Source organism: Candidatus Symbiothrix dinenymphae, assembly GCF_001431085.1.
This window is the reverse complement of sequence record NZ_BBRU01000364.1, coordinates 1-473: the sequence shown is the minus strand read 5'-3', so window position 1 is coordinate 473 and position 473 is coordinate 1. Positions and strand designations below refer to the sequence as shown.

1 pseudogene is annotated in these 473 nt (G+C 43.1%); it reads right to left on the bottom strand.

From position 1 onward, the window contains the following. Positions 1-473, bottom strand: a pseudogene (locus ASC50_RS04320) (ATP-binding protein); the annotation flags it as partial.

Below are 473 nucleotides of genomic sequence, written 5' to 3'. Positions count from 1 at the left end.
GCATCAGCGAATCTTTCACCTGGTCGATATTTGCCCCTTTGGAGGCATTGGAATAGGTGAATTTTTGACAGCACTGCTCCATTACCGACGAAAAAACATCTCTAAGTCGCATTGGAAGCACACGTTTTTTATATTTTGAAAAATCGTCGTAGTATGTATCCATTAAATCGTCCAAAACTTGCTGACATTGAAGCAAATCATTATGTTCAACGTATGTTTTGACCACTTCCGGCATTCCTCCGATAGAGATAAATCGCACTAATTGATTGATTATATTTGGATGAATCGCCTCCGACAGAGGGCGGTCGGGAGCTGCTGCCGCAATTTTATTTGCCATCGCATCAAAACCCATAGCACGCAGATATTCGCTAAAACAGAGCGGATACATAAACATGGACGTAATGCGCCCCACAGCAAAAGAAGGAATCTCCTGCAAAGCAAATTCCAACAGTGAACCTGCTGCGATAACGTGC